Raw genomic sequence first — 25,292 nt, 5'->3', positions numbered from 1 at the left:
GGCCCGCGTGCTGCGGCTCCACCGCGTGAGGGCAGATACACCCCATCTTGCCGTACAGCCACCGCACGGGGGAAACCCGTATCGGTGGGTGGCCCTGAACTGGGGGTTCGTGGAGCGCTCGGGTAGTTGGGCCGTCACTGTTGGTGGCCGGACCGGCGAGAGGAGGGCTGTCGGCCTCACTCCTGTGGCGCGACGGCTTCGACCCAGTCGTCGACCGTCAGTACGTCCGCCCAGTGCGGGAACAGTCTTCCTGTGAGGAATCGATGCACTTCGGGGTCGGTATCAAGGCAGGCGTCCCGCAGGACGGTGAGGCCGAGGTCCAGGTCGACGGCGTGCAACAAGGTGGAGAGCACGACGGCGCTGGTGGCGATCCCGGTGAGGACGAGGCTGTCGATGCCGCGGGCCCTGAGGACCAGATCCAGGTCGCTGCCCGAGAACGCGCTCCCGCGCCTCTTGGTGACCACCACGTCACCCTGCTGAGGGGCGATGTCGGGATGGATCTCGGTGCCCGGCTCGCCCTCGATGTGCAGCCCGGCCCGCACAACCTTTGTGAGCGCCTTGTTGCGGGGGCTGACTACCGGATCGCCGGGCCGCAGCCCGATCACCACGTAGATCACGGGGATACCGGCGGCCCGGGCCCCGTCGATCGCCCGGCGCAGGCGCGGCAGGTACCCGGAACCGTCGTCGGCGATCGCCACGACGTCCCGTTGGACGTCCATCACCAGAAGCGCACTGTTGGCCATGCTCGCCACCCCTCATCCGTTCGGGAAAGAGTGAGTCTCCCGGTGACCGCGGGCACGACCATCGGCCGCCACGGCGGACTCGTGGGTGCCGGGGAGGCAGCCCCCGGCACCCGCCGTCACTCGCCGTCGCCCTCGCCCGGCGACTTCTTCTTGCGGCCCAGGACGACCGACGCCCCGCCGACCAGGACCAGCAGCACCGCGACGCCCGCGATGATCGGCGTCGCGTTCGAACTGCCCGTCTCGGCCAGGTCCGTGCCGTTGCCGGAGCCCGTGCCGCCGACGGAGGCCGGGCTCGGCTGCGTCGTCGCCTGAGTCCTCAGGCCGCCGCCCGCCGTGGAGCCCGCCCGCGAGGTCGTCGCGCAGTCGAGCACGCCCCGTATCCGCTTCTCGAAGCCGTGCGGCCCCTTGATCGTGAAGTCGTACGCCTGGTCCTCCTGGAGCGGTATCGTCACCGTCCGCGTCGCCCCGGCCGGGATCCTGTGCCGGGTGCCCATGAGGCTGAACGTGTACGGCGCGTCCCCGTTGTTGGCGGCCGTGATGTCGACGCCGCCCTTCGCGCAGTTCTCCCGCGCGGACAGCGCGGGCACGGCGCCCTTACTCGCCCAGGTCGCCGTCGCGGTCGCGGAGACCGTGGACTCGCTGGAACCCGCGAGGATCTGCGTCTGGCTTCTGGTGTCGGAGGCGAAGGCGCGGCCGACCGGAACCGTCGTCGACGCCTGCACGGTCAGCTCCGCCGAACCCGCCTTCGCCCGCTCGGGTACGTCGAAGTAGAGCCGGCTGCCGTTCTTCGCGGTGGTGACGCGCTCGCCCTTCTCGTCGACGAGCTTCACCCCGCCCGCCGCGGCCTCGACGGGCGGCATCACCGTGACGCTGTCGGCGTTCGTGTGCACCGTGACGGGGCCGACCCGCTGCCCGGCTCCGGAGTTCGGCCGAGCCGGAGAGGGGGCAGCGGAGGGAGACGCCTCGTCGCCCGGTCGCGCGGAGACGGCCTGCGGCGTCAGGGTCAGCGAGGCCCGCGGCTCCGCGAGGTCACGCGCGCTGCGCTGCAAATAGTCGGCGAGCTTCTCGGCGGCGGGGCTGACCGCGTCCACATCGACCTTGTCCGAGTAGCGCCAGATCGCGACCTGCGTCCCGGCCGCGGCCTCCTGCTCGGTGAGACTCCCGGCGTGCGCCTTGCGGGCGAGCGCCGCGAGATCATTGACCTGCGGATACGAGTTCTGGAGGATCCAGCGGATCCGCCCCGCGTTCGCGTTGTCGTGCAGCGACGTGCCGGACCAGGACGTCTCCCGGTACTTGGCGTCCGGCTGCGTCGGGTTGTGGATGTCGACGCAGTACGTCTGGAGCGTCCCGCCGTCGTCGACGGCCATCCGGAACAGGCCCGCCGACACCTCCTCGTCCTTCCCGGCCTCGTGGATCACGGCCGCGCCGTACGTCTCCAGGCCTCCCAGGGTGGCGCTCGCACCACTCTGCTCCGTGGCACCGTCGTCGGCTTGCGCGACGCCCGCGCCGGATATCGCCCCTGTCGCCATGAGTCCCGACATCAGGGCCGCCGCGGCGAGACGGGCTGCGCCTCGTCCACGCCATGCGGTCCATGAGCACACAGAAAACACGAAATTCCCCTTCAGGCGGGACGGGTGGTCACATGGGGGGTGGTGTCCCGCCGGCAGAATCAACGCCAACCACGGTGATTCGGCTGGCCCTTGCACTCCCGTCCCGTCGCTGCACCTGGTGCGCAGAGGTCCCGACGAGCCCCGGAGTCACGCTCGGCATCCTAGGGAAATGATCTTTGGCGATCTCCGGAGCCGCCTTCCGGCAACCGATCCGAATCGCAATCGTTATCGCCAACACCGTTTCCGAGCTGGGCTTATCGACAAATCACCAGCGCCTGGGGCCGATAAGCCGCAGTTCGGCCACGGTCATCCCACGGGCTGCGGCTCCGACAGATCGGGCTCCGACAGATCGGGCTCCACCAAGTCAGGCTCCACCGAGTCGGGCTGTGCCCCGCCCGGCTTCGTCACGTCCCGCTCCGCTGCGTCCGACTTCGCCGCATCCGACCTCGCGGCGCCCGGCTTCACCACGTCCCACGGAGAGTCGCCCCGCGGCGCGTTCTCCACCCGGAGCTGCTGCGCCCGGCGGAACGCGGAGGTGCCGCGCGACAGATCGTGCCCGATCGCGACGGCCTCGATGTCCGCCGACGTCCAGTGCTGCCCGCCCCGCTCCTCGTCGCGCACCTTCAACTTGCCCTGCACCATGACCGGTTCACCGAGCGACAGGGAACTCTGCACATTCGTCCCCAGCGCGCGCCACGCCCACACGGTGAAGAAGTTGGTGTGCCCGTCCACCCACGTGTTCTGCACCCGGTCGAAGCGGCGGGTGTGCGCCGCGAGCCGGAACCGCGCGACCGGCCCTGTCGGCAACTCCCGGAACACCGGTGTCGTCGCCACGTTCCCCACCACGGTCACCATCGTCTCGCTGCTCATCCGGAACCCCTCCCGTGCCCCCGCCCGGCCCGGCTCGGCCGCGGCGTCCGTGCGCGGCCCGAGCCCTTCCCGAGCCGCGATCACAGAGTGCCCCCGCGCCGCGATCCCCGCCGACGCCTGTGGCCTACCCGCGGGTTGTGGAAACTCCGGTCACTCCCCCGGCCACCCGTACGTACTGCTCCCGCACCTCCCGGTACCGCAGCAGCTCCGCCGCGACGGGGTCCAGCACCCGCGCCCTGCCGCAGGCCGCTGCCGCGTCCCTGAGCCGCCGTTCGGCCTCCTGCCCGTACCGCCGCGCGGGCCCCCGCGCCGCCATCCGGCAGGACCACTCCACGCACGGCCCGCCCACGAGCCCCGCGAGGACCAGCAGCAGCGGCACGCCCAGATTCGTGGAAAAGACCCCGACGACCTGCCCCAACAGCCACAGCACACCCAGGACTTGCAGCAGCGTCATGGCCACCTGGGAGAACACCGCGACCGGCCACCAGCCGGGCCGCGGCGGCCGCCCGGCCCCGTGCTCCGGCTTCAGCGGCTCGGACCCGGCGCCGGAAGCCGCCTCGGACGCGGCATCGGACGCCAGCTCGTCGAGCGCCTCGGGCAGCCCCTCCCCGCCCCGCGTCGCGGCCTCCCGCACCGCCTGCCCCCACGCGGCGGGCAGCCCGGTCGCGGCGGCGTCGCCGACCACCCGCACCGCGTGCTCGACGCGCTGACGGGCCGTGACCTCCTCGTCGTCGGCCGGGACCACGGGAACCGTGACGGTCGAACCGACCGCACGCCGGTCCTCGTACCAGCGCCAGAGCCTGAGCCACGGGGTGCCGCAGGCCCGGTTGGCGCCCCGGCTCCACTCCCGCTCGGCCGCCTGGCCGGCGGCTGCCGCGCCGACGGCCTCGGCGAGCCGGTCCGCGAACTCCTCGCGGGCCTCCTCGCTCAGCCCGCTCTGCCGCCCGGTCGCGTACACCTGCTTGAGGTGGTCGGCGGCGGCGTCGACGTCGGCGCCGATCCGGCGCGCGGCGGCCCGGCGTTCGGTGGTGACCTGGTCGAGGCAGTCGCGCAGCTCGTCCACGCCCTCGCCGGTGAGGGCGGAGAGCGGCAGCACGGTGGCGCCGGGCTCCCCGTGCTCGCCGAGCGCGATGCCGTCCTCGTCGAGCAGCCGCCGCAGATCGTCCAGGACCTGCTCGACGGCGTCGCCGGGCAGCCTGTCGACCTGGTTGAGCACGACGAACATCACCTCCGCGTGCCCCGCCATGGGCCGCAGATACCGCTCGTGGAGCATCGCGTCGGCGTACTTCTCGGGGTCGACGACCCACACCACGGCGTCCACGAGCCCGAGCACCCGGTCGACCTGCTCACGGTGTTCGAGCGCGGCGGAGTCATGATCGGGCAGATCGATGAGGACCAGCCCGTCCAGCTCCGCCTCTCCTTGCTGCCCTTGCTGCGCGGGGCGGCGCCGCGCGCGTCCGGGAATCCCGAGCCGGTCGAGCAGCCCTGCGGCCCCGTCCGTCCAGCTGCACGCGATCGGCGCGGACGTGGTGGGCCTGCGCAGCCCGGTCTCCGAGAGGGGCACGCCGGCGAGGGCGTTGAACAGCGTCGACTTGCCGCTCCCCGTGGCCCCCGCGAGCGCGACGACGGTGTGCCGTGACGACAGCCGCCGCCGGGCCGCGGCCTCGTCGAGCACCTGCCCGGCCTCGGCGAGGGTCGCCCCGTCGAGCCGGGTGCGCGAGAGCCCGACGAGCTCCCGCAACGCGTCGAGCCGCTGCTTCAACTGTCCGTCGTACGTCCCCGATCCGGCGGGCACCGCCGCCGCACCGCCCTGCTTGGCGACGCGCCGCGCGATGAGACCGTCGTCCCAGGGGGTGGACTCCGTACGCCCTTGGGGAATCTCCACGCCTTGAGAGGCGCCGCCAGCAGCGGCATCGCCCTCGGACGACGCACCCTCTCGGGGCGCTGCGTCCCCTGTCCGTCCCGCGTCCCCGAGATTGTCGGCGAGATCCGTCAGATCGGAGTCGTCCGCCAGATCGGAGTCGTCCGCGGAACCGGCGCGATCGACGGGGTTGACCGGACTGAGGGAGTTGACGGGGTTGACGGGGTCGGCGGGGTCCCTGGGATCGGGATTGTTCTGATCCGTGACGGCGGCGGTCAGCGCCCTCACCTCACCTTCTGCAACAGCGAAAGGGCCGCGATCAACTCGGCCTGGGATTCGGGGGTGATGTCGAGCGCGTCGAGCGGCGCGAGCCGGCGTTCGCGCTCCGCGCCGAGCACGGTGTCCAGGTACTCACTCAGGAGCTGCCCGCCCCGGTCGCGCAGCCGCAGGGCACCCTGGGCGCCGATCCGCTCGGCCAGGTTCTCGCCGGCGGCCTTGCCGCGGCGTCCGCCGAGCAGGCCGGTGGCGACGAGCGCCGCGACGGCCTCGGCGTCGGGCGGCGAGCCGTCCATGGCCTGCGCCGCGGTCCGCACCTCGTCCTCGGCGTACTCCTCGAGCACCCGTCGCCAGCGTCGTACGGCAAGACCGATCCGCTGCTCGACGGTGTCGGACTCAGGACCCTGCCCCCGCAGTTCGGCGGCACGCGCGCCCGGTTCGCGGCGCCAGGCCTCGTCGACCCGCTCGTCGGCCGCGGTCACCGCACACGCCAACAAGGAGCCGAGACTCTCGACCAGTGCGTCGAGCAGCTCCCCGGCCGCGCAGTCCGCCGGGTAACTGCGCCAGTGCTTCAGGGCGTTCCCCGAGAGCACACCGCCCTTCCGCAAACGCTCCAGTACGCGCGCGTGCTCGGTCTCGTACGCATCGTCCACGGCGGAGGTGAGCCGGACCATGGCGGAGTGCTGCGCGGCGACCGCCGACGCCAGTTCGGGCATCCGGGCGCGCAGCGAGTCGAGCGTGCCGCGGGCGGTACGGGCCATGGCGCGGGCCCGGGCCTCGGGGTCCTGGGCGCGATGGGTCAGCCAGGCGCGCAGCGGGGCGACGGCGGTGGCGGGCAACAGTCCGCCATTGCCGGTCGACTCCGGGAGTTCCGGCACGGTGAACCGCGGCACCTCGCCGAGCCCGGCCTTGGCGAGCAGCGCGCCGTACTGTCGGGAGACCTCGGCGACGACCTGGTGGGGCACCCGGTCGAGCACGGTCACCAGGGACGCGTCGTACTCCTTGGCGGTACGCAGCAGCCGCCAGGGCACGGCGTCGGCGTACCGGGAGGCGGTGGTGACCATGACCCACACGTCGGCGGCGCTGATGAGCCGTGCGGCGAGCACGCGGTTCTCGGCGACGAGGGAGTCGATGTCGGGGGCGTCGAGCAGCGCGAGCCCGCGGGGCAGGACGCCCGAGGTCTCGACGCGGAGTACCCGCGGCTCCTCGTCGGGAACGGGCTCCAGGTCGTCCTCCTCCTCGCCCTCCCCCTCCAGGCTGCCGTCGGCCTGCTTGGGCATCCATACGCGCGCGAGGTCGGGCAGCACCCGCACCCCGGAGAACCAGTGGTGGTCGTCCGGATGGCAGACGAGGACCGGAGTACGCGTGGTCGGCCGCAGCACCCCGGCCTCACTCACGACACGCCCTACGAGGGAGTTCACGAGGGTCGACTTGCCCGCACCGGTCGACCCGCCCACCACGGCGAGCAGGGGCGCTTCGGGAGCCCGCAGGCGGGGCACCAAATAGTCGTCGAGTTGTGCGAGCAGTTCGCCGCGGTTGGCACGCGCGCGTGGCGCCCCCGCGAGCGGGAGCGGAAAGCGCGCGGCGGCGACACGGTCGCGCAGCGCGGTAATTGCGTCGAGCAGCTGAGGCCGAACGTCCAAGGTCACCACACGTGAAGAATGCCCAATTTTGGACGCATTATGAAGCATATGACCATGCCTGCGCGCCGATAAGTCACGCGATACGGCACAGGAAGCACACAGCGGGACGGAAGGGGCGACTGGGGGCGCAGGCATAACGAGTGCACAACACCCGAGGCGTATGAAGCCAAAAGCGATGCAGGATTCGTACCTACCTGCGATTATCGGGACCGCTTCACTGAACCTCCACATCGTGCCGCGGAGGCGAAGCAGCAAGGGCAGGGACCCGGGAGCCCTATCCTTGTCCCCGGCAAGGTCACGGATCACCCCACATCCCCCGACCAAGCCACCGGCCACACACCGGCCCCCGTAGCTCAGTGGATAGAGCAGGCGCCTTCTAAGCGCTTGGCCGCAGGTTCGAGTCCTGCCGGGGGCGCCTTTCTTAGGCTCCGCTTCGGCGGGGCCTTTTTGCTGGTCGGGGCGGGTGCCGGGCGGCGCCCGGGAGCCCTGGCCTCTCCCCCGTCGATCAGTGCGCGGGCCATGGACCTTGCGGCTGTCACCGGGTTTTCGCGGGTCGCCGTGTCGAATACGTGTCGAAGTTTTCGGCGGCGATCAGTCGCGGTGATCGGGAGCCGGGTCGACGTCGGCTTCGGTCTCGACCTCGGGGAGGTCTCCAGCCGCTTCGAGCCGTTTCTTGAGGTCTGGCAGTTGACCTTCGACACATCGGGCGTACGTGGCCAGCAGCACGGGCACGCTGTTGCCTGCCCAGTCGGCCACCTGTGCGGGCGGGATTCCGTCATTGAGCCACTTGGTCAGGCGGGTGTGCCGGATGTCGTACACGCGCTTGCCGGTCGGCGAGTCGAAGACGTGCGGAGCGAGCACCGCGGCGCGGGCGCTGCGCCAGGCGCGGCGGATGAGGGAGCCGGCGAGGATGCCGCCCTGCTCACCCTGGAAGAGGAGATCGCCGGGGTTCAGTTCCTCGGCTTCGATGTGCGTCCGCAGGATGCGGGTCAGGGCGGGGTGGCCGGGCACCGTGCGGGTATCGCCTTCAGCGCGGCCCTTGAGATCGCGGACTTCGTGGATCTCCCCGGTATCGGTCCATTGCCTGCCGACCTCCGGAGTGGCCCGATGGATGAGCAGCTCGCACCACTGGTCGGTGGCGTCGGCATCGGGCAACCGAACGTCCGACACACGCATGGCCACGGCCTCTTCGGGACGCAGCCCCGGATTCAACGATGATCCGCCAGCGCGGCGAGGAGGAGGGCATCGGCGAGAACCTGGCAGCGCGAGCACGGATCACGCACAGCTACCTGGAACCGGTCGCGTCCACCCCCGGACTCGACATCCGGCTCCACGACACGATCCTCTACAACTCGATCTACCGGTTCGACGACGACATGTTGGTCAACCCTCACGTACTCGGAGCCCCCGCCGGGCAGAACCCCGTGCTGCACTTCCGCTACCTACCCGGAGGCCGCACGTTCCGGCACTACATGAAGAGCTTCGACTACGCGTGGAAGCGCGGACGTCCCGCGTAGGACTGCTCGTCGGCCGAGCGTGCGACGCTGGATCCATGGCCCGCATCGACTACGTGAATGATCCCAACGCCCCCAAGGCGAACAGCATCGTCCCCTCAGTGGTCGCCGTCGCAGTCAATGACGCCGGACAGGTCCTGTTGATCCACAAGACGGACAACAACCTGTGGGCACTGCCTGGAGGCGGTGTCGAGGTCGGAGAGTCAGCCGCCGACGCCGCGGTACGGGAAACCAAGGAAGAGACCGGCATCGACGTCGAGGTGACGGGCCTGGTCGGCATCTACACCAACCCAGGCCACGTCATGGCCTACGACGACGGCGAAGTACGCCAACAGTTCTCGCTCTGCTTCACGGCCCGGATCACCGGCGGTGAACTGCGAACAAGCAGCGAGAGCAAAGAAGTCGCGTTCGTCGAACCGAGCACGCTGGAGGCCCTGAACATCCACCCCTCCATGCGGATGCGGATCGAGCACGGCCTGGCCGGCCTACCCACTCCGTACATCGGCTGATCACTTGTCGAGACGTACCCGGGTGCGCTCAACAGCGGCCGCCAGATACGGACGTGCCTTGCTGATCGCGATGTACACCACGCTGTCCGGCTCGTACCGGTCGAGGATCTCGTCCATGCGCCGGTCGAAGTCGAAGGACTGCCCAGCAGGACCCGTGGTCATGTCGGCGTAGATCAAAGCGTCGAGCAGCGACGAGTCCTCCCGCTCATACGCAGCCAACTGATCGGCCAACCCACGCTGCTGCGCCTCGTAAACCGCCCCAGAGTGATGCGCGACCAGCCTCACAAGCCGACCAGGAGCGCCCAAGGACTCCAGGTGCCGAGCTCCATCGAGCGGGTGGAACCCCGTCTCCCGCAGTTCCGGGGCATAGCCGACGTCGTGCAACCAGGCGGCCGCCTCAAGGAGATTTCGCTCAGCTTCCGGCACGGCCGCAGCTACCTCGCGTGCGCGCGCTGCAACGGCCTGAGTGTGCAGCCAACGGTTCCCGAGCTGAGGCAACAGAGACTCGGCCAGCTCCGCAGCACCCCGAGGCGTGTCCAGTGCAGTAGGCATGAATCGCACCGTATCGGAGCTACCGACCAGCCAACAGAGCGCGATCACCACTCCCCGATCACGTCGTATATCTACTACTGCGCAGGCGACTTCGGCAATCAGCCGCTCAGCCACACACGTCGGCGCCGGGCCACTTCGTACAGGGTCTCGACCTGCTCCTTGGCAAGGACACCATCGAGTGGCGCCAGCGAGGACACCTCTCGCTCTCGGTAGACACGCACGGTGAACTGCGTAGGGGCCCTGGCCACATCTTCAGCACCCACCAGGACGATCGCCGGTTCGACCGGAACGTTGAAATCGACGTACAGCTCCAAGACAGCTCGCACACGCTGCGCCTCAGCCTTGCTCGCGCGGGCATAGGGCCGAGCAGGACCATGGTCGATCCGAGCCATCTCGTCACCGACCCACACGCTCTTGCCGTCGTGGTGCTTGGTGTTGATCGCGAATACACCGCCAGGACCGATCAACAGATGGTCAATGTCGGCACCGTTTGGCAGCGGTATCCCATGCAACACCCGCCAGCCCGAGCTCTCCAGCCGGCGCAGCTCATTACCCACACGGCGTTCGCCTTCCAGCCCGGCGAACCAAGAATCCCATTCCGTGGACCGGCCCCGGAGACGAGCCCAGGCTCTCTGCGTGCGCGTAGGCCCCCGCTCGGCAATCAAGCCAAGCAACCGAGCTCCAGGGCGATTCGCTGCCAGGTCCTCCCCCGGAGACAGAGCTGGCAGCGACTTCCTTCGCGTGTCCCTCGGTCGTGGCGCAACCGACGGCCGACGCGATGACGGAGTACGAGCAGCCGGACGACCCTTCTCATGGCGTGGCTGCGACCCCCGGTACACACGAAGGGCCCCCAAGGCCTCACGCCGATAGCGCTCGTCCAAGATCTCAATCTTCCCGGTACGGCAATCCATCCAAGCCACCGTGGTGCCGTCCGGCAGGTTCACGTACAACCGATCGTGTCCGTGCCGCTTCCAACGCACGACCTTGAGCGAACCCATGACCACCCCCGACAGCGTCCCAAGGGTCATGGCAGCAGCCGTTCAACAACCCCGCAAGAGCGCCGATCAGCCAGCGCGGACAAACTTTCCCTACGTCATCAAGGCTCGCTCCGCTCGCGGCAGCCCGTCAGCCAGAGACGCCAACCACCCTTGCCCCGAGGCTCCGCCCCTGGTGACGCGGGAGAGCCCGCGACGTCCCGCCGCCCCGATCCGACCTTGGACGGGGAAGAACATCAACACCCGCAGGACCACAGGGCGCACGCACCAAGGACACCCCATCAAACAAGGAACACCCACCAGACCCGAGCCGTCCCGAAGGGATCAATCCGAAGGCCCGAGGGCCCCACAAGGGCCGGGGCGCCGGTCGGCCGCCGCCCCGCCGCTCCTTGCCTCCGTCACCGCTGCGTGTCGCCGTCCGCCCGTCGCCCACGCCAAGGGGCCAAAACCCAGCACCGGGCCCTGGGGTACAGGGGATTGCCGCACCGCAGGTCACAGACGCTTTGTGTTCCCGAAAAGGCCGGATCGGGGCGGCGGGCCGCCGCGGTCTATCCCTCTACCGGGGTCGTTGCCCCGTGGCTGGGGCGGTCGGCTCCACGGCTTTAGGCAGCCACTTTGGGGCGAGCCTCTAAGATCTCGGCCCCAACGTCGTGCTTTAACGGGCAGCTCCACAGACTGCCCGACTCGCCGGAAGCTTAAGGAGCCAAGATCACTCGCCCCAAAGCAGCTCCCGCCCAAAGCCGCTCCGCCGACCTAAAGGGAGAAGTCGGACTTGCAGGAATCCCCACTCAACCGGCGCAAAAAATAGTCGTACCGCGATCATCGTGACTCAATAGAGCCAGCGCTTGATCGACCATAACTCTCGGATCGACGAGATCACGATCCCCCGGCCACGCATCAACCCAGGATCGAGAAACACTCTGGATTGCACGCGAAGCCCTTCCGTAGCAAGAAATCACATTTTCTATCGCTCGGCCAACCAATTCCGGTCGGTCAACTGCCGACAGTGTGACGCACAGCCCAAAAGGGGATGGACTGAAAACATTGACGACAGCCTCTCGAACCACCGAATCCATACCAGACCAGAATCTCTCCAAGTCAACGAAGTAGTCCGGCCCCCCTAGATCCAGCGCCCACAAGAACCCCGGCTTACCGGAAATGCGGTCGGAGACACTCTCTCGATCAGCCCAAACTTGACTGGCAAATCCGAGCGTAATATCTAGAGTGTACTTTCGCTCCACATGCTCCCGCAGGTGCGAGATCTTCGAACCTCTCCACTGCTCAATCACGGGATCCCCCATCAGGATCTTTGATGCCTCAGCCGATTGAGCATCGAAGAAGTGCCAGAATCCTGGCTCAAGATCTCTGAGAAGTTGCTCCAGTCGATTCACGTCGTCCCTATGAGGGCGCCGACAGTGAGCAATCGACCTACGAATCTTTTGAAGCTCCGGAACTCTTCCACTCCATGACGCGCGAGAGATCAAAATTTCATCGAGGCGATACTTCTCGAACTTCCCCTCAATCAGCTCAAAGAGCTTTCCGGTATCAAGGTATGACATCAAGTCACTGCGGTCTGGAGTGCTCATATATTCATGGGCGCTGTCATTGCGGGCATATCGCGCAGCCTGAGGAGCGAGATGACCGTGCCATGATGTCCCGAATTCGCTCTTCAGGTTGATGTACATCACTGTGCGGAGCCAGGTTTCCACCTGCCACCACCTACCGTAAGCATCAAGGATTTGCTCGGGCATCCCCGCACGAACAGCCCCGAAAGATTTACCCATCTCTCCCCCTGTGCGCCTTCAACTCCTGCTCGCGCATGATAATTGGTAATTATCCCGCCCGCAGTGTTTTTCACGGAGCCTGGGAGGTACCCACGACGGGCCACACGAAGATCTCCCTCCCATGCGCAGCACGCGAAGAGCCAGGCCCTTCAGTCGAATACGTGTCGACGTCACCACCCGGAGGGACACGGGCCCACACTCACCCGTGTCACTTCTAAGCGCTGGGCCGCAGGTTCGAGGCCCACCAAGGCCCTATCAACACGCCCGTCTCTGCGGGGCCTTCTGCAAGCCAGAGTGGCTGCATCCACTTGCGGAGGCGGGCCGAACCACTCCCAGGTTGTCACGGAACGTGACGAAGCTGTCTGGGTATCTGGTCACGCGCAGCCGGGAAGCTTGGGGAGGTGCTCTTGTCTCTCTATGTGGCAGGCGCAGAACGCCAACGAGACCGGCGCCCTACTGCCCCACACAACCTGGGCGCCGTGCGTACTCACATCACTCCCCGTCTCGACACCTTTCACCTTGATGGCAGCATTCGCGGTGCTTGCACGCTATGGACGCTTGCGCAGGTTGCCGACATGATGGTCAGTCACTCCTTCAACAACGTCATGCGGAGACAGGAAGCGCCCATGCAGGTTCCCCCACCCAGGTTCGTCTCATATTCACAAGCACAGTAACTAGACACGAGGGAATGTCTTCCTTCGTCGACCGTCTTGGACCGAAGGGCAGGACCAAGTACCACATGGCGTACGACCTCGCGCCTCCCGAGCCCGTTGGGATGGTGGCCTCCCTGAGTTCGCTGGGCTACTCACTGCCGGACGCCATCGCAGACTTGGTGGACAACAGCGTCTCGGCCAAGGCACGGACGATCGATGTGGAGTTCACCTGGGACGGGCGCTCCTCGTGGGTCGCCGTGGTCGACGATGGCCATGGCATGTCGGAGGAGGCCTTGGTCACCGCGATGACCGTCGCGGCCCGCTGGTCAGCGACAGACCGCACGTCCAGGGACCTGGGCCGGTACGGAGTGGGGCTGAAGTCGGCATCCTTCTCCAAGTGCCGTCTGCTGACGGTCTGCACCGCGGAGGCCGGCGGTCCCTGGCGCTCACGTACATGGGACTTAGACGTGGTCGAACAGACCGGCGAGTGGCGGTTGCTCCGCCAGCCGCCGGCCGAGGCCGACAAGGCCTTGGAGCAGCTCACCGCGGGACGGTCCGTCGGCACAATCGTTCTCTGGCACCGACTCGCCGGGTACCGGGAGATCAACGCGGCCGACCGCAGGACCCAGCAGCAGTTCTATGACGACGCCGAGAAGGTTCGCAGCCACCTCGGTCTCGTCTTCGCCCGATTCCTCACTGGCTCGGCCGCGTTGACGTTGCGTGTCACGGGCCTGGCCGTCGAGCCGTGGGACCCGTTCCTGTCCAGCCATCCGTCGGTGCTGCATCAGCCGGTGGAGAATCTGCCGCTCGAAGGACACAAGGTCAGGGTTGAGCCATATCTCCTGCCTGGGCTGCAGCGGCTGTCCCCCGCCGAGGCGGAACGTGCAGGGGGACCCAAGGGGTGGCTGCGGCAGCAGGGTTTCTACGTGTACCGCCGAAACCGTCTGATCCTCGCAGGGAGTTGGCTGGGCATACGAGGGCTCCGCCGCGAGGAGAAATACAACCTGGCCCGCATCGCCGTCGACATTCCGGCGGAGACCGACACCCAGTGGCAGGTCGACGTCCGGAAGGCGACAGTGGTGCCGCCGATCGCACTGCGGCAGCACCTCCAGCGTATAGCGCGCACGGTCCGGTCTGCCGCAGCGGAGACCGTCCGCAACCGGGGCCAGATAGCGGCACGGCAGCGCGCCGAGAATCTGTCATTTGCGTGGAACGTACGGCGGGACGAGAACACGGTCCAGTGCCGAATCAACCGGAAGCACCCCATGGTCCAAGCGGTACTACGAGAGGGGGGCGGCGACCCAGCGAACCTCCGTGCACTGCTGCGGCTGTTGGAGGAGACCGTTCCCGTGCCGGCGCTGCGTGTGCTGCATGAGACTGACACAGCAGACGATCCTGAGCCCTTCGGCGGTCCGGGGAAGGCCACCGAGGAGGCGACCAGAGTGGCCCAACGCATGTTCGATGTACTCGTCGCCCAAGATCGCTCTCCGGATGAGGCACGACAGGTCATCCGTACAACGCAACCGTTCGACCAGCTTGATGGATTCTGGAACAAGTGAACGAGAGTCGAAGGTGGGGCGTACCCTCCTGTTCCCGACCATCAAGTGACGTATCTCTGGGGGGAGAAATCTGTGGATCTAGCTGGCAGCGAGGACCTGTCCTTCGTTCTGAAGGTGGCCATTCAGTTTCTGCCGGAGGACCGGCAGGCCACTCCGGACGAGGTGACCAAGGCTGTTGAGACAGCCAAGATGGTCGCTGGCCTCAACGGCGTGACGGTGGAAGCCGACGATCTGCGCAAGCTGGTCGAGTCCCGCACTAGCACCTTTCAGGAGAGTTCAGCAGGGCTGAGCAACAGCGAGGACCACGTCCGGTGGCTGCCCGACGCAAAGAACGACCGTTCATGGGCCTTTTGGGCCCGTTACGAACGGTTCCTGAAGCATTCACGGGGCATGCCACTCCAGGTCGTGAACAGCATCGACCGGACGACAGACGAGGTTCTCGGGGAGCTGGAAGATCCGCATCGGCCCGGCTCATGGCGTCGGATGGGACTGGTGATCGGCCAGGTACAGTCCGGAAAGACTGGCCAGTTCATCGGACTGGCCGCGAAGGCTGCCGACGCCGGATACCGACTGATCGTCGTCTTCGCCGGCGTCCTCAACGACCTACGCGCCCAGACACAACTCCGCATCGACGAGGGCTTGCTGGGATTTGACACCCAGTACCAGCTCCGCTCCGACCAAGAGGGCGCCGACCGTTACGTCGGCGTCGGTGCCATGGCCGGTGAGCCCCGTCTCCACATCGCGTCGCTGACCAACAGCACCGAAAAGGGCGACTTCGACCGGAAGACCGCTTCCAAGGCGAATCTGCCGATCGGCAACTTCCCGGTGGTTCTCGTAGTCAAGAAGCATCCGAAGATCATCGACTATCTGCGTACCTGGGTTACGGAGGTCCACGGCGTTGAGGACCCCAAGACGGGTCGCAAGATAGTGCAGGACATCCCGCTCTTCGTCATCGACGACGAGGCCGACAACGCGTCCGTCAACACGGCCGCTGACGGTGCTGACCCCACCAGTATCAACACCGCCATCCGCAAGCTGCTGACCAGTTTCGATAAGTCGTCCTATGTGGGTTACACCGCGACACCCTACGCAAACATCTACATAGATCCAGATGCTGACCACGCCAGCCTCGGCGGCGACCTGTTCCCCGAGAGTTTCATCCGGACGCTGCGGGCACCGTCTAACTACCTCGGGCCAGAGCGCCTGTTCGGTCTGCGTGCCTACGCAGAAGAGGAGGACATCGACCCGCTGCCGCTGGTGCACCATGTCGACGACACCGAGGACTGGATTCCCGAGAAGCACAAGTCCGGCTTCACAGTGACTGCCGAGCTGCCGGATTCATTGCGGCGCGCCATCCATTCGTTCGTCCTGACCTGTGCCGCCCGCCGCGCGCGTGGGCAGGTGGATGTCCACAACTCGATGTTGGTGCACGTCACCCGCTTCACCAAGGTGCAGGGGCAGGTACGGGACCAGATCGACGACTACGTGAGGCTGCTCCGCAACGGCCTCATGGACCGCTACGGGGATGCATCCCGTGCGTCTATGAACGAACTGCGGGATCTGTGGGAGGAGGACTTCGAGACCACCACCGACTTCTTCACTGCGGACGAGGCCGAACGGCTGTCCTGGGAGCAAACCGCGGCCGAGATTCTCCCCGCGATCCAGAAGTTCGAGATCAAGGCCATCAACGGGGTGGCCAAGGACGTACTGGACTACTACTCGAACCGGCGCACAGGCATGTACGTCATCGCTGTCGGCGGGCAGAAACTGTCGCGTGGCCTCACCCTCGAGGGCCTTTCGGTCAGCTACTACCTGCGCTTCGCCAAGACCTACGACACGCTGCTGCAGATGGGCCGCTGGTTCGGCTACCGGCCCGGCTACGAGGACCTGTGCCGGCTGTACACGACCTCGCAGTTGGTGGGTGCCTACGAAGAGATCACAGCAGCCACTGACGAACTCCGCCGGGACATCGAGGAGATGGCGGCGATCGGCTTCACCCCCCGCCAGTTCGGTCTCAAGGTGCGCACCTCTTCGCTCGGTCTGAGCATCACTGCCGCCAATAAGATGCGTCAGGGCACACGGGTGCGGCTCAGCTTCTCCGGCGAGCTCGCCGAGACGACCATCTTCCCGCTCACCAATGGGGTACCGAAGCACAACTTCGACTGCCTGAAGGCATTCACCGGCATGCTCCTGGAGCAGGCTTCACCCGAGGTCGATCCGAAGGGTACTGGCAGCCTCGTGTGGTCGGACATCCCGGCAGAGGTGGTGGCGTCCGGCTTTTTCGACCGATACAGAACTGCGCCGGAGGCGAACCGGATCCGGCCGGACGCCATCTCTGCCTATATCCAGCAGTGCGCCAAGGCCGGGGAGCTCGGCATGTGGACCGTCCGGATCGTCTCCCGCCAGGGAGCGGACATGCCCGTCAACCTCGCAGGACACACGCTGGGTGCGGTCACACGAGCAGCTTCCAAGACCGCCCGTCCAGACTCCACGAAGCACACCATCAAGCGCATCCTGAACCCCAAGGACGAGTCGCTCGATCTCGACCGCCCGGAGCAGTACGCCGCCGCGCTGGAGGCGACGAAGAAGGCCGCTGCAGGGCGCAAGAACCGCAAAGGCGAACCGCTCGCGCCCACTCTGCCGACAGGTGAGCCGCTGCGCTGGCAGCGCCGCCCCGATCAGGCTCACCTGCTCATCTACATGATGGAGCCGCCAGACAAGGCGAACCTCGAGATACCGCTGATCGGATTCGCCGCCAGCTTCCCCTTCTCCCAGGTCCACACCGCGACCGAGTACGTCGTGAATGTTCCCTGGTGGAAGGACGGCTCGGAGGACGACCTCAGCTACGAGGACGGAGCCGAGGACGCGTGATCGACGAAGCGCTGTGGCAAGAGCTCGAAGCACCACAGCCGAAGCGGGGACGCTCCACCCGGCGGTTATTCCCCGAGAGCGGTCTCGACATCCATTTGGGTGTGGCGCACCCGGGCCGGCAACGCATGCTGCTGGTGAGAGGGGGTTCGCGGGCGGTCGACCGCGCGCGCCCCCTCCTTGTCAACCTGCGGGAAACCCACGGCCTGAGCTTGTCCTGCAGTTCGGTGAGCAATCGCGAGTTCGAGCTCCAGATCTCCCTAACCGCGGGTGAACTGCGACAGGTGTTCACTCCCCTCGCGGAGGACATCGCGCGGACCTCGAAGGACGCGTCGTCGGAGACCGTCCTAGAGCGAGCGGTTCGACGGTTCACGCACTGGCAGCAGCTCATGCGCAGTGTCGGATCCCAGGGCCTGGGCAGAGAGGCACGGCTGGGGCTCTACGGAGAGCTGTGCTACCTGCGCACCGACCTGCTCGCGGCCCTCCCGGCGAGTACAGCCGTGGAGGCTTGGACCGGGCCAGAGGGCAGCAACCAGGACTTTCAGCTCCCGTCCGTTGCCATCGAGGTCAAAACCACCGCCAAGAAGAATCCAAGCACCGTCCGGATCGCGAACGAACGGCAACTCGACGATCGTGGAGTCGGCCGCCTGGTGCTCGTGCACCTGGCCCTCGACGAACGCCGGGGCGGTCTGGGCGAGAGCCTCAACTCGGTGGTGGACGACATCCGCACCGCCGCCGGCATCACCTCGGCATCCGCTCGGTTCGAGAGCCGCCTCATCCAGTCCGGCTATTTGCCGCATCAGCGGGACCTCTACGACGAGCCGCGCTACACGCTTCGTCGTGCCGACTTGTGGACGGTCGGCGAGGGATTCCCGCGCATCGTGGAGACCGTCCTTCCCGACGGGGTCGGCAACTGCGCCTACGACATCAGCGTCATCGCGCTTGAGAAGCATCGCACCACGACCGAAATGGTCGCCGAATTAATCAGAGGTACTGATGGCTGAGCTGCCCCTTGCCGACTACGCCCGTACGCTCACGGGCGATATGCAGACCCTGGCAGAAGCGGAGGACGGCTACATCCCGAAGACGTTCACCCGGTGGGTGCTGGAGCAGCTGGAGGAGTCTGGCTTCGTCTCCAATATGACGGTCGCCTACCACGGCGGGCATGGCTTCATGGTGTACGGCTTCGGCTATAGCGACGACCGCTCCGTCCTCGACCTCTACACCACTGCGTTCAGCCTGGACCCCACGGCCGACGGGCTGACCAAAGCCGACGTGACACAGCATTTCCGCAGACTGCTCGCCTTCCTGCAGAAGGCCAGCAGTATCCGGGGCAATTTCGATCAGCCAACCGAAGTGCACCAACTGTGCGAGGGCGTCGAGAAGCTGCTCGCCAACGCCTCGAAAGTACGCCTGTTCCTGTTCAGCAACTGCGAGTCGACGGCCCGCACGCAGCCGGAGCCCACCGACTTTCAGGGCCTCCCCGTCGAGCATCACCTCTGGGATCTCGCCCGGCTCTACCGTCACCAGACGTCCGGTGCCGCCAGCGAGCCGATCGTTGTGGAGTTCGATCCGCCGATCAGCTGCCTGTCGGTGAAGAGCATCGAGCCCAATCTCTCCGTCACCCTCGCCGTCGTTCCCGGACGCCACCTCGCCGAGCTTTACGAAGAGCACCGCACGCGCCTCCTCGAACTCAACGTGCGCGCGTTTCTACAGGCCCGCAGCACCGTCAACCGGGGGATCCGCCTCACTCTGCTCAATGAGCCGGGGCGGTTCCTGGCCTACAACAACGGCATCACGGCGACGGCGACCGACGCAGAGTTCGTCGAAGACGCCGAAGGCAGCCGCGTCGGCATCCGCAGACTCACCGGCCTCCAGATTGTGAACGGCGGACAGACTACCGCCACCCTCCACCACGTCTTCAAACGGGACAAGAAGGATCTGGCCGGGGTCAGCGTCCAGATGAAGCTGATGCTGATGAGATCGGACGATCTAATGGAAATCGTCCCGAGTATCTCGCAGTACTCGAACACTCAGAACAAGGTCACACTGGTCGATCTCTCGGCCAACGACAAGTTCCATGTCGAGTTCGAACGAATCAGCCGTACCTTGTGGGCGCCCTCACGCACCCCCGGCGGTCCGCAGACACGCTGGTTCTACGAGCGGGCCCGCGGTTCGTACGCGGTGGAGGAGGCGAAGCACACGGCAGTCGTCGCACGGCGGAAGTTCAAAGGCGAGAACCCGGCCGCGCAGCGATTCGCCAAGTCTGACCTGGCCAAGTTCGTCAACGCGTGGAACGGGATGCCGCACCTGGTGAGCCGTGGAGCGCAGAAGAACTTCGCTGCCTTCCAGGCTGACGTCAGGAAACAGCCCCCAGTCATTGATGCGGACTACTGCCGTCGGACGATCGCAATGGGCATTCTCTTCAAGGCCATCGACAAAGTGGCCAAGGTCCATGACGCAGGAAGCCACAAGGCCCTGATCACGGCCTACACGATGGCCCGCCTCTGTGAGGAGACTGGGCGGCGCATCGACCTCAACCGCATATGGCGTGAGCAGAAGGTGAGCGACGCGGTCGTCCAGGCTGCCCACGATCTGTGTCCGCTGATCATGGACATCGTCATCCAGGAAGGCAAGCACGTCACCGAGTGGGCGAAGAGCAGCAAGTGCTGGGAGGAGGTCTCTCTCATCCCCTGGACCGTTCCGGTCGAACTGGCCGAGGAACTGCTAGCGCTGCCCGTCGAGTTCGCTGTGGACACCCGGGAGGAAGAGGAGGAACAGCTCTCACGACTCAAGCAGATCGAGTTGAGCGAGTGGGAGATGCTGGCTGACTGGGCCCGGGAGACACGCGCCTTGGAGTTGGCCGAGCAGCAGATCGCCACGACGATCGCCGCCAAACTAGCGACCAACGGCACCATCACGGCGGCCCAGGCCAGGAAGGCGCTGGAGGTCTACGACAGGGCGATCGAAGAGGGCTTCAGCGCGTTCGCTCCATAGGACGGCTAATGACGGAGCTGCTCTCGAAGCAGAGCGCACTTTGGGAGCAGGCCCTAAACCTCCTTGATCAGGAAGCGGCCCGGCCGCCGTCCTCCTCAATGAAGGTCTGGCTGTACAGATCGTCCGCCGGGGGCTTGCCGACGCAGTGCTTGCGCAGCGGGCACAACGAGCAGGCCGGCTGCGTGACCTTGCAGTACGCATTGCCGATCACGCGAAGAGCGGCCATACGCAATGACGCGTCCTTGCCCGCGCCGACGAGGCGGATCAGGTCGACGCGACCGTCGGTCAGCTTGTTGACCTGGTCGCCCGTGCTGCCATTGACCCTGGCTCCGACCCGCAGTGCACCCTGCGTGATGAGCAGGAGGTCCTGCTCTCCCAGAAGAAGTGTGTACAGGGCTTCTTCGGCGGGCTTGAAACCGAGGCGTTCCGGAACGCTGTTCCTCTTCGCCTCACCCCATGCATTGCGGTCGTCGACCAATGGTTGCAGGCGGCTCAGTCTGCCCTGAGCCGACGTCGTGGGGGCCTTCTCTATGATCTGTTCGAGAAGTCGGCTCGTCACAGCCTTCCTGCCACGGACGACATCCATGATGTCGCGGATCTCACCACTCTTCATGCGGCTTCCCGCCAGCAGAGCCATCACCGCGGCCTGAGGGGCGTCCATCTCGTCCCCCGGGAATTGGTACCACCCCTCCTGCTCTCGCGCAGAATCCGCCCACTTGCCAAGGTCGTCCCGAACCTGGCGCCAATGCGGAACCAGCCCCGAGTTCTCAGGCATTCCCTCGATGGGGAGGACCACCTTGGCTGCCGCGTGTCCGAGGAGAGGCGGCACTGCATTGCCGATTTGCCGGAAGGCATCGCTCCGCGTCCCAGCGAACCGGAATCGGTCCGGGAACGTCTGAATTCTGGCAGCCTCTCGCACCGTCAAGGTTCGGTGATCCTCAGGGTGGATGTACCAGTAGCCGTCCTTGGCAATGTGGGCCGTGATTGAGCGGCTGAGTTCATTCCAAGCCAGACGCTTGTATTTGTCTGTGAAGTTGTCCGCACGGTAGCGACGCAACTTCTCAGGAATATCCGAGTACAAGGTCTTCGACGTCATGTGTTCGGAGAAGATCTCCAGGTCGTCGCTACGCACCCGCCGAGTCATGTGGTCATGAATAAAGCCGTCCGGAGCGCCCTCCCGCATCCTGTCGGCGAACTCGGATAGATCCACAGGTTGCGCGTAGGGCAGTTCCCGCTCTCCAACGCGCTCCTGCGCCTCCACCTGGAAACGTGGGAGGTCGGAGATCGCCTGCTGCAGGTTGACGGCCGTCTCCACCTTCGGCTGCCAGTCGAAGCGCTCCACGTCGTTGCGGGCCAGCAGTATCAGCCGCTTGCGGTGCTGCGGGACGCCGTACTGCCATGCGTCGACGAGGCGAACCTGCGTCGCATACCCGAGCTCCTCGAGCTTCTCCTCAATGATTCGCACAACGGCGAAGTCATCGCCCAGCCCCATGTCTGGGACGTTCTCCATGAGAACGGCTCGCGGCCGGACGCGTGTCACGATGTCCAGGTACGCCTGCCAGAGTTGCTTCCGGTGGTCCTGCGGGTCCCGGCCATAGTTGCGCACTAGGTCTCGGATCTTGCTCCGGCCGGCCCGGCTGAACGGCTGGCAGGGAGGCCCGCCGGCAACGAGGTCAATCTTCGCCTGGGACAGCAGCTCCACCAGGGCGTCGCGTACCTCCGGGTCACCCAGGTCCCTCCGCAGGCTGAGACCGGGGAAATTGTGGGCGTGGGTCTCTAGGGCGCGCTCGTCGAAGTCGACACCCGCAGCCATGGTCCAGCCTGCTTCTTGGATACCAAGGCTCAGCCCACCGGCACCGGTGAACAAGTCCACGGCCAAGAGGTCATCTTGATGACGACTGAGCCAGTCGGAGAAATCATCCTCGGTGCAGTGATCGTCGTGGGGGTTGAGTCGGAGGTAGTCCGACCGTTCCAGAGGGACTCCGTACCATCCCTTAGTGCTCATGCTGCCCTCCACGCCCACGAGTCGGCGATCACTCTGAGCGCGCAAGCATCCACTGAGAGCAGTGGCCCCCGTGGTGAGACTCTACGTGGCGCCAGGCCCGTCGCCGACCTAAACAGCAGAATCCGCGGGTGGTATCGCTCGAAGAATTCAGCGAATCATTCGAGCGAGACCACCCGCGGAAGCCACAACCAACGATCTACGAGTCCACCGATCGTACTCGAAGCACCCAAGATTACCTAGCCAGTCTCCGCTCCTCCAGCCCGAACTTTCGCCCTTGCATGTCGCGTTGCGCGCACATCGCGGCCGGCCAGCGCGTTCGTGGATGACTCCGGCGAATGACCTTCGCGCATTGCCCTGGCCACAAGCGTTGTGCGGGACTGAACAGGCCTCCACGTCCGTGGACCATTCGCGAACGGGGCGCCAACGCCGGACGAGTTGCAACGCCCTGACCAGTGAGAACAAGGCGGACCTTAACGGCCTCCGGAGTCACTGCCGTGCAAAGCTGCGTCAGGCATCCAGAGGCAGTTGGGAAGCCTTGCGGGCAGCCAAACGGATATCCCATCGAGTCGGCAGCGCGACTGCAAGCACGCACCAGCACCCCAGCGGCAGGGGAGGCTCCGAGTGCACGCGGAGGCGTCAGTCAAGACTCAAGTGCGCGGCCACGTCTTTGTACAGGGCGGCAACCTCTGGCGGCGTTCCGTGGGGGTAGCGGGCAGCGAAGAGGGCGCCCACTCGCGGCTTGCTGGTGGTGTCCCTCTGGGCCTGGCCGAGGATCTGGGGGTCCAGGCGTCGCAGGTACGCCTCCAGTTCGCCGGACTTGCTTCGGTCATCCCCGAACTGGGCGGCGAGGGTGAACACGCCGGCTGTCTTCCAGTAGTTGGTCCAGGCGGTGAAGTCGTCCGCGTCGTCGGGCGGGTTGGGGGGTCGAAGTCCCTGCTTGGCAAGTTGTTTAGCGAGTCCGCTGGTGCCGCGCAGGGCTGGTCCGTCGGCGATAACGGCCCAGGGGATGCCGAAGGCGGTGAGGTACTTGATGTAGCCGCCGAAGTTGTTCTGGCCTCCGACGTCCAGCAGCGGGACGTTGGCCGCCTCCGGCCCTCGCTGGGTGGCTGTGTTCCACCAGTGGCCCAGTGCGCCAGTCTCCGACGCGCCCTCGCAGAGGATCACGGCGCGGGCGAAAAGCAGGGCCCTGGTGTCAGCGGCGGCTAGGTTCTGGATCCAGCCAGCCAGTTCCGAAGCAGTCCTGGCCAGGACGCGCCGGACAGTGGTCGCTCCATCCTGCCCTGGGGCTAGGCGGACAATCCGCTCGATGTCGGCCGGCGTGGCCACCGGGACCAGGTCCGCGCTGTGGGTGATCAGAAGGGCTTGTACGTCACGCAGGGCCGTTGTGGCGATCCGTCGCTGCATGGTCGGATGCAACTGGACCGCCGGTTCGTCCAAGACGATGACGCGGCCGGGCTCACCCGCTGACAGCACCGCCAGCAGGACGGCCTCCTGCAGTCCTGCTCCGCTGAACTCAGCACGGCGTTCACCGTGGCCAGCGTCGATCACGACATCAATGGCCATCCCGTCCGTCTCGGGTGATGCCTGAACATCCAGGTCTGCCCTGGTGATGGTGTGAAACAACTTCTGGGCTCTGAGGAAGCCCTCGCGCTGTTCACGCGCACCGTTCTTCAACCTGTACAACTCGGCCGAGACGCGGCTGCCGTCGCTCAGATCGAGGGGGCCCATCAGTTCATCGAGAGAGAAATGCCGACGCGCAGGCAGACGCCGATTGACGGTCACCGAGACGCCCGCGGCCCAGATCTTCCCGAGCACGGCGACGAAGGGTACGGAATTCTGCTCGGTCAGACGCAGCGCTTGGGCGAGCGCGGTCATGGAGACAGGCCGGGGGCTCGACGCGTCGTTGAGCGTAGGCACGCTAAACATGACCGGCTGCTCAAGCCGGTCCAGGAAGGCTGGGAAGTCGACCAGTTCAGGCGGGGGCTCTTCGGTCACCTGCTCCATGGCTACGGTCTTCAAGCCCTGCGCCGCTCCGGGGCGGAGCTGCTCCTGCCAGGGGCCCTCCAGCTGGATGTGGAAGGTGTTCTTGCCGTAGTTGAACTGCCAGGCACAGGACCAGCCAGTGTGCCGGTGGGAGTCGAAGTCCAATCGGAGTGTGCCGTGGAATAGAGGAGCCACTGAGTCGGTGGTGATGCATGTCTCAGCGGCCTGCTCCAAGTCTTCGGTGCTGGGGCCCATCCCGTCGTACTTTTGAGAGGCAACGCTGATGTACGAGGCCTTCACGAAGTCGGTGACCAGGTCCTGTTCCCATGGCTGGTCCAGTTCGAAGGAGACCGTCAGCGTGAAGGCGGAGGCCCCGTAGTGGCCGGCCTGCTCGTACAGGGAGAGCAGATCGCGCTGCTCCGAGTCGCGGTGGCGGCCCAGGAACGCGGATACAACCGTGAGTACTTGGCACAGGTTCGACTTGCCCGCAGCGTTGGGGCCAGTGACCACAGTTAGGCCCTGCCCCAGCTCCATGCTCAGCTCGGCGAAGGACAAGAAGCCCTGTGCCGTGATCCTGCTGATCTTCACGCTGTGCCCCCGCCCGTCCATTTACTGCTGGCGGTGATCCTTCCAGAATCTGCGGCACCCGGCCGCAGATTCGTGGACCTTGGTCTGGGGCGGTCCGCACCCCTGTGGCTACCAGTTCGCAGCGACCAATGGGGCCCCTAAGGTGCGGCCATGACCGAGAAGTCGTTCACAAGGCGTGTTCAGCATCTGTTCAAGGCGCTAGCTGACGCTGCCCGCGACAACGCTCCATCGCGGGTCAACGCAGTGCCAGCGCGTCCTGGCCTCTGGACTATCCGTGGACGG

At 66.3% G+C, this 25,292-nt stretch carries 17 protein-coding genes and 1 tRNA gene; 7 read left to right on the top strand and 11 right to left on the bottom strand.

The features are described from left to right. Positions 1–176: 176 nt before the first annotated feature. The 5 genes from ACNYS0_RS26450 to ACNYS0_RS26430 all read right to left on the bottom strand — a co-directional run bounded on the left by ACNYS0_RS26450 (position 177) and on the right by ACNYS0_RS26430 (position 7,012). The gene (locus tag ACNYS0_RS26450; protein WP_422476948.1) at positions 177–743 is read right to left on the bottom strand and encodes a cysteine hydrolase family protein; all 567 of its coding nucleotides are present in this window, start codon (positions 741–743) and stop codon (positions 177–179) included. 116 nt (positions 744–859) lie between these two features. Continuing rightward, on the bottom strand, positions 860–2,284 hold the full coding sequence (locus tag ACNYS0_RS26445; RefSeq protein WP_422476947.1) for a Cys-Gln thioester bond-forming surface protein: 1,425 nt from the start codon (positions 2,282–2,284) through the stop codon (positions 860–862). Between the two features lie 375 nt (positions 2,285–2,659). Next, positions 2,660–3,223: a single-stranded DNA-binding protein gene (locus ACNYS0_RS26440; RefSeq protein WP_422476946.1), complete on the bottom strand. Its 564-nt coding sequence runs from the start codon at positions 3,221–3,223 to the stop codon at positions 2,660–2,662. Positions 3,224–3,347: 124 nt separating this feature from the next. Further along, complete coding sequence (locus ACNYS0_RS26435; protein ID WP_422476945.1) at positions 3,348–5,372, bottom strand: YfjP family GTPase; 2,025 nt, start codon at positions 5,370–5,372, stop codon at positions 3,348–3,350. Further along, positions 5,369–7,012: a dynamin family protein gene (locus ACNYS0_RS26430; RefSeq protein WP_422476944.1), complete on the bottom strand. Its 1,644-nt coding sequence runs from the start codon at positions 7,010–7,012 to the stop codon at positions 5,369–5,371. Before ACNYS0_RS26430 ends, ACNYS0_RS26435 begins: the two co-directional genes overlap by 4 nt. Before the next feature lie 333 nt (positions 7,013–7,345). Between ACNYS0_RS26430 and ACNYS0_RS26425 the strand changes: the two genes are divergently transcribed. Continuing rightward, positions 7,346–7,418: transfer RNA gene (locus ACNYS0_RS26425), tRNA-Arg, on the top strand. 176 nt (positions 7,419–7,594) lie between these two features. On the opposite strand, the gene ACNYS0_RS26420 is transcribed toward ACNYS0_RS26425, so the two are convergent. Beyond that, positions 7,595–8,215 carry a hypothetical protein gene (locus tag ACNYS0_RS26420; protein WP_422476943.1) on the bottom strand — a complete coding sequence of 207 codons (621 nt, stop codon included), beginning with the start codon at positions 8,213–8,215 and terminating at the stop codon, positions 7,595–7,597. A 2-nt stretch (positions 8,216–8,217) separates the two neighbouring features. Here ACNYS0_RS26420 and ACNYS0_RS26415 point away from each other — a divergent pair, with 2 nt between their 5' ends. Then, positions 8,218–8,520 carry a hypothetical protein gene (locus tag ACNYS0_RS26415; protein ID WP_422476942.1) on the top strand — a complete coding sequence of 101 codons (303 nt, stop codon included), beginning with the start codon at positions 8,218–8,220 and terminating at the stop codon, positions 8,518–8,520. A gap of 35 nt (positions 8,521–8,555) precedes the next feature. After that, entirely contained in the window at positions 8,556–9,026 is a 471-nt protein-coding gene (locus tag ACNYS0_RS26410; RefSeq protein WP_422476941.1) for an NUDIX hydrolase, read from the top strand. On the opposite strand, the gene ACNYS0_RS26405 is transcribed toward ACNYS0_RS26410, so the two are convergent. The 3 genes from ACNYS0_RS26405 to ACNYS0_RS26395 all read right to left on the bottom strand — a co-directional run bounded on the left by ACNYS0_RS26405 (position 9,027) and on the right by ACNYS0_RS26395 (position 12,324). Beyond that, positions 9,027–9,578 (bottom strand): HD domain-containing protein, encoded by a 552-nt coding sequence (locus ACNYS0_RS26405; protein ID WP_422476940.1) that lies wholly within the window; start codon positions 9,576–9,578, stop codon positions 9,027–9,029. It abuts the gene before it with no gap. 98 nt (positions 9,579–9,676) lie between these two features. Further along, positions 9,677–10,489: a nuclease-related domain-containing protein gene (locus tag ACNYS0_RS26400; RefSeq protein WP_422482785.1), complete on the bottom strand. Its 813-nt coding sequence runs from the start codon at positions 10,487–10,489 to the stop codon at positions 9,677–9,679. Positions 10,490–11,361: 872 nt separating this feature from the next. After that, positions 11,362–12,324: a hypothetical protein gene (locus ACNYS0_RS26395; protein ID WP_422476939.1), complete on the bottom strand. Its 963-nt coding sequence runs from the start codon at positions 12,322–12,324 to the stop codon at positions 11,362–11,364. A gap of 721 nt (positions 12,325–13,045) precedes the next feature. Here ACNYS0_RS26395 and ACNYS0_RS26390 point away from each other — a divergent pair. The 4 genes from ACNYS0_RS26390 to ACNYS0_RS26375 all read left to right on the top strand — a co-directional run bounded on the left by ACNYS0_RS26390 (position 13,046) and on the right by ACNYS0_RS26375 (position 20,434). Beyond that, positions 13,046–14,569, top strand: coding sequence for an ATP-binding protein (locus tag ACNYS0_RS26390; RefSeq protein ID WP_422476938.1), 1,524 nt, complete (start codon positions 13,046–13,048; stop codon positions 14,567–14,569). A gap of 72 nt (positions 14,570–14,641) precedes the next feature. Beyond that, on the top strand, positions 14,642–17,440 hold the full coding sequence (locus ACNYS0_RS26385; protein WP_422476937.1) for a Z1 domain-containing protein: 2,799 nt from the start codon (positions 14,642–14,644) through the stop codon (positions 17,438–17,440). Further along, complete coding sequence (locus ACNYS0_RS26380; protein ID WP_422476936.1) at positions 17,437–18,441, top strand: PD-(D/E)XK motif protein; 1,005 nt, start codon at positions 17,437–17,439, stop codon at positions 18,439–18,441. The genes ACNYS0_RS26385 and ACNYS0_RS26380 overlap by 4 nt, the downstream gene beginning before the upstream one ends. Beyond that, positions 18,434–20,434 carry an AIPR family protein gene (locus ACNYS0_RS26375; protein ID WP_422476935.1) on the top strand — a complete coding sequence of 667 codons (2,001 nt, stop codon included), beginning with the start codon at positions 18,434–18,436 and terminating at the stop codon, positions 20,432–20,434. Before ACNYS0_RS26380 ends, ACNYS0_RS26375 begins: the two co-directional genes overlap by 8 nt. Positions 20,435–20,501: 67 nt before the next feature. Here the strand turns inward: ACNYS0_RS26375 and ACNYS0_RS26370 are convergent, their stop codons facing one another. Continuing rightward, on the bottom strand, positions 20,502–22,439 hold the full coding sequence (locus ACNYS0_RS26370; RefSeq protein WP_422476934.1) for a DNA cytosine methyltransferase: 1,938 nt from the start codon (positions 22,437–22,439) through the stop codon (positions 20,502–20,504). Between the two features lie 636 nt (positions 22,440–23,075). Further along, the gene (locus ACNYS0_RS26365; protein ID WP_422476933.1) at positions 23,076–25,010 is read right to left on the bottom strand and encodes an AAA family ATPase; all 1,935 of its coding nucleotides are present in this window, start codon (positions 25,008–25,010) and stop codon (positions 23,076–23,078) included. Positions 25,011–25,292 lie beyond the last annotated feature (282 nt).

Source organism: Streptomyces anthophorae (assembly GCF_049310305.1).
GTDB lineage: Bacteria > Actinomycetota > Actinomycetes > Streptomycetales > Streptomycetaceae > Streptomyces.
This window is presented reverse-complemented; position numbering and strand designations above follow the sequence as displayed.